4 protein-coding genes are annotated in these 5,315 nt (G+C 43.3%); 2 read left to right on the forward strand and 2 right to left on the reverse strand.

Annotation, left to right across the window (positions count from 1 at the left end; translation table 11 throughout):
* Positions 1-28 precede the first annotated feature (28 nt).
* A complete protein-coding gene (locus ACMJ0U_RS10515) occupies positions 29-1,768 on the reverse strand; it encodes a fimbrillin family protein (RefSeq protein WP_417129878.1) in 1,740 nt (579 codons plus the stop codon).
* 133 nt (positions 1,769-1,901) lie between these two features.
* Here ACMJ0U_RS10515 and trmB point away from each other — a divergent pair, with 133 nt between their 5' ends.
* Positions 1,902-2,660, forward strand: coding sequence for a tRNA (guanosine(46)-N7)-methyltransferase TrmB (trmB, locus tag ACMJ0U_RS10520; protein WP_417129879.1), 759 nt, complete (start codon positions 1,902-1,904; stop codon positions 2,658-2,660).
* Between the two features lie 19 nt (positions 2,661-2,679).
* Entirely contained in the window at positions 2,680-3,777 is a 1,098-nt protein-coding gene (locus tag ACMJ0U_RS10525; protein WP_417129880.1) for a P-loop NTPase, read from the forward strand.
* Positions 3,778-4,159: 382 nt separating this feature from the next.
* Here the strand turns inward: ACMJ0U_RS10525 and dinB are convergent, their stop codons facing one another.
* Complete coding sequence (dinB, locus tag ACMJ0U_RS10530) at positions 4,160-5,257, reverse strand: DNA polymerase IV (protein ID WP_417129881.1); 1,098 nt, start codon at positions 5,255-5,257, stop codon at positions 4,160-4,162.
* Positions 5,258-5,315: the final 58 nt, after the last annotated feature.

Here is a 5,315-nt window from a genome sequence, read left to right on the forward strand (position 1 = left end):
GGATACTTTCTTTTTATTTTTAGAAAAATTATGGGGATACAAGTACGGCGGGCAAGCTTTCTCCTTTTTTCCACAAGCAGAAGGAATATTCAGGGTATAATTGGGCTCCGTTACCTAGTGCCCATTGATTTAGGACTTGAAACAAATTATCTTCTGTAATGGCCTGTTGGCTACCGTATTTCATGAGGGAATCAGAAGGAGAACTAGTATAGTTAGTACCAACTGGAGCCTTCGTATAGGCTTGTGGATAGAAACAGCAACGAATCGTGTTTGATTCTTCTGCTACCAGACTGATGGCATTGCATTTGCTTGTATTGCTTGTACTCCCTGCGATATAGCAATTTTGTATATCTCCGTTCCGTGTTCTGTTACAAATAAGTCCTCCTCCCAATTGTACTTTATTGAATTTGCAATTGGTAACAGCACAGTTCATTATTTTCCCTTCGTAATTGTAGCGTGTAATACCATTACCATAAATCGTCTTGATTTTTAGATTAATATTGTCTATATGGCAATTTATGATACTTCCTTCGTTTCGGGAAGAAATGCTTCCAAATTCGTTTTTTTCATCAATCTGTTCAATTTCACAATTGCGTATGATGCAGTTTTCTATTTTCCCTTTGTTGATACCAGCTAGGAATGATGATTTGTTGGTATCGTCTGGATTATTGTAGACAGCTTGGTTAATGATTAGATTTCTGATAGTTGCACTGCTGGATATTCCGCTGAAAAGTCCGGAATAATAATAGCCGCTGGTTGGATGGGTATATTGTAAGGAGTTCAAGCTGTGTCCTTGTCCATCGAACACATCATTGAACAGTCTTTTTTGTGAGGTACTACTTGTTCCATACATTCCAATCATTTTGATTTGGGCTGATTCTTCAGAAGTGAAGGTCAAGTCGTTTAGCAGGTAATAAGTGGTGGTTTCTCCTGTCTTTTCGCCAAATTCCTCCAGGGTTCTGTTCCCATAGCTCTCTCCATTGATTAGATGGGTGAAGGCTATAAAATCTTCTACGGTGGAAATACCTGGATTTTCACCTGCTCGTTTTATGGGGCAAGTATATTCGTGGCCGGAAGTAAAAGGATATTCGTCCAGCAGGCTTTCATGAATTTCTCCTGTGGTGGTATGAATGCGTATCGTGATAGACAGGGTGGTGGGAGGAATTAGAAAAGTGTATGTTCCTTTTTCGTTTCTTTCCATAAGTATAGACGTGGTTGAGTTTTGACAGGATATTTCTCCAGACTCAGGTATGATACTTATTACAGAAGAAGAAGGGATAAATTCAATTTGGTTGATCAAAAGGTTAAGCTGGTCAGACACATTAAAAATAATGCGTGCAAACAAGTGCTGGAAAGATAAATAAATGTCATTTCCGTATGCGGTGGTAGTTTGGGCATAAAGCTGGTCGCATAAAGTACCTTCCTGATAAAAGGACTGATGGTTTCGGTATAAGGGAGGGCAATAAGACATCGTAATGGCTTCTTGGTGTACGTCTTCCCATCTTGGGTGAGTCTCTCCTTCCCAGATTGTCCCGTTGTAAGAGAACAGAAGCTCATCGGCATGAATCCCTCCTTGACTGTAAAATGTCATGGTACTTCCTGTGGGTAATGTTTCGTTCGCTTCATCAAGGCTGCTGCGTGAGGGAGATTTGAAACATCCTATTTCTCTGCCTTTAATGGCTGATGTCGGGTATTGGGTTTCGGCTGGTTCGTTTGTGCATCCGTTTGCCAGTAAAAAAAGTATTATCCAAAAGATATTTTTTTTCATAATTCCAGTTTTGTTATATTAACGCGAATTTCTTTTTCCGTTTCCATTTTGGGAGGGTAATTTGGGTCAAAGTTGTGTGTTACATTGAAAAACTTTACCTTTGCACCGATTTAAGGAAACGTTTCACAAAAGTATGGGAAAAGGAAAATTAGCGAAATTCGCAGATATGGCGGAATATCCGCATGTGTTTGAATATCCGTATTCGGTGGTGGATGATGTGCCATTCGGGATGAGAGGCAACTGGAACCGTGATTTCTTCAAAAACGACCATCCGATTGTGCTCGAACTGGGGTGCGGACGTGGGGAATATACCGTGGGGCTGGCACGTCGCTATCCCGACAAGAACTTTATTGGAGTAGATATAAAAGGTGCACGTATGTGGACTGGAGCTACGGAAGCATTGAATGAAGGATTGAAGAATGCGGCTTTCCTGCGGACGAACATTGAGATAATTGACCGTTTCTTTGCCCCGGGAGAGGTGAGTGAAATTTGGCTGACTTTCTCGGACCCTCAGATGAAAAAAGCGACTAAGCGACTGACATCTACCTATTTTATGAACCGTTACCGTCGTTTCTTGGTACCGGACGGACTGGTACACCTGAAGACGGACAGTAATTTCATGTTTACCTATACGAAGTACATGATTGAAACCAATCATTTTCCGGTAGAATTTATTACAGACGATTTGTATCATTCCGGTATGGACGATGATATTCTCAGTATCCGTACCTATTACGAACAGCAGTGGCTGGACCGCGGACTGAATATCAAGTACATCCAGTTCCACCTGCCACAGGACGGTGAATTGCAGGAACCGGATGTGGAGATTGAGCTGGACGATTACCGGAGCTATAACCGAAGCAAGCGCAGCGGACTGAAAACAAGCAAATGATTCAAAACTGAAAAAAGATATGACACTTTATCCGAAATTGATTATGGACGCACTGGCCACGGTGCGTTATCCGGGTAACGGAAAAAACATTGTAGAAGCGGAGATGGTGGCCGACAATCTTCGCATTGACGGTATGAAGGTGAGTTTCTCGCTGATTTTTGAGAAACCGACCGACCCGTTTATGAAGTCGGTGGTCAAGTCGGCCGAAACCGCAATCCATACGTATGTATCGAAAGAGGTAGAAGTAACGATTGCTACTGAAAGCAAACAGGCTGCTCGTCCGGAACCGGGCAAAATGTTACCGCAGGTAAAGAATGTGATTGCGGTATCTTCTGGAAAGGGAGGAGTAGGAAAGTCTACCGTGGCCGCCAATTTGGCTGTGGCTCTGTCTAAGTTGGGCTATAAAGTAGGCTTGTTGGATGCCGATATTTTCGGTCCTTCTGTGCCGAAGATGTTTCAGGTGGAAGACGCCCGTCCGTATGCAGAAGAAGTGGGCGGACGCGATTTGATTGTACCGGTAGAGAAATACGGCATTAAGTTGCTTTCCATTGGTTTTTTTGTAGACCCAGATCAGGCTACACTCTGGCGTGGAGGTATGGCCAGTAATGCTTTGAAACAGTTGGTGGCAGATGCCAATTGGGGCGATTTGGATTATTTCGTATTGGATACTCCTCCGGGCACCAGCGATATTCACCTGACTTTGTTGCAGACACTGGCCATTACGGGAACCGTGATTGTCAGCACGCCGCAGCAGGTGGCATTGGCCGATGCGCGTAAAGGTATCAACATGTACACCAACGACAAAGTAAATGTGCCTATTCTCGGTCTGGTGGAAAACATGGCCTGGTTTACTCCGGCTGAACTTCCGGAAAACAAATATTACCTGTTTGGTAAGGAAGGAACCAAGCGTCTGGCAGAAGAGTTGAATGTACCCTTACTCGGACAGATTCCTATCGTACAGAGCATCTGCGAGAGTGGCGATGCAGGAACACCTGCTGCCTTAGACGAAAACTCCATGACCGGTATGGCCTTTATGGAGCTGGCACGCAATGTGGTGACGCAGACAGAAAAGCGTAATGCAGAGATGGCTCCTACAGAGATTGTACATACGCATTAATATGCAATTGAGTATAAACGAAGAGGCGGTGGAATGGATGTTTCACCGCCCTTTTTGTATCTATTCTGGTTTCTTGATAAGTAGTTGCATTCACAATTTATAATCCTATTGGCATAATCTAGTAAACACTTCTTGGGAAATGATGTTTTCAGTAGCAGAAACCTATATTTCCCAAAGGAAAAACATAGGTTTCCGATGTGAAAGACATATGGATTTGCTACTGAAGCTATAACAAAGTAATATTAATTTTTATTGGACAGCAATAAACATTTTGCGAATACATAAAATGGGCTGACATCGCAAATGAAGTCAGCCCTAATTTTATTCTATGTAAAATTTTTATCGGACAGCAATAATTAACTATACTTGCAGATTTTTAATTTTACTCTTTTCCAAAATCTAGTTCGAGTTGTACTGGTGAAGGATGGGGTGCCTTTTCTGGGGAGTTCTCTTTAGGGTTGGATATGGACAATCCCAGCAAACGGATAGGATGTTGACTGTAGTCCACTCCTTTCAGAAGCCGTTTGGCCAGTGGAAGAACGTCGTCCAGGCGTTGGAGCGGCCGTTCCACACTTACGCTACGGGTAATTTGAGAAAAATCGTCGAACTTCACTTTCAGGGTGAGGGTATTTCCTTTGAAATCCTTGGCCTTTAGCCGGTCGATGAGTTCGCGTGCCACATGATACAGCTCGATGATGAGTGACATTTCTGCCGAAAGGTCTTTTTCCAATGTATGTTCACAGCCGATAGATTTGCGAATGCGTACAGCTTTTACCGGACGGTCGTCCATGCCACGGGCAAAATTGAAATAGATTAATCCGTTTTTCCCGAACTGCCGTTGCAGCATTTCCAACGAGCATTTACGTAGTGTCTCTCCGTTATAAATACCTAAGGTATGCATCTTTTTGGCCGTGATGGGACCTACTCCCCAGAAGGCTTCAATGGGTAATCTGCGGATAAATTCATCTGCTTGGTGGGGATGGATGGTGCAAAGTCCGTCAGGTTTTCTGTAGTCGGAGGCAATTTTGGCGAGGAATTTGTTATAGGATATGCCTGCTGAGGCTATTAAATGAAGGTCTTTCCAGATGCGTTGTTTAATTTCTTTGGCAATATCTACAGCCAGAGAAATACCCTTTTTGTTCTCCGTTACATCAAGAAAAGCTTCGTCCAATGAAATGGGCTCCACGAGGTCGGTATATTCATGGAATATTTCATGTATTTGTGCCGACACACTTTGGTAAACATCCATTCGTCCTTCTACAAAAATCAGTTGTGGGCACAGTTTTTTTGCTTTTTGTGAAGACATGGCCGAACGTACGCCAAACTTACGGGCTTCATAGCTGGCGGCAGCTACCACTCCCCGTTTTTCAGCATGTCCTACGGCGATGGGCTTGCCGCGTAGTTCCGGGTGGTCGCGCTGTTCGACCGACGCATAGAACGCGTCCATATCAATGTGGATAATTTTTCGTTCGGTGTGCATGGATGAGTGGATAGCTTTTCTGCAAAAAAACAAAACATTCTTGGGAAATCCTAAAAAT

This window comes from Phocaeicola sp. (genome assembly GCF_048170425.1).
Lineage (GTDB): Bacteria > Bacteroidota > Bacteroidia > Bacteroidales > Bacteroidaceae > Phocaeicola.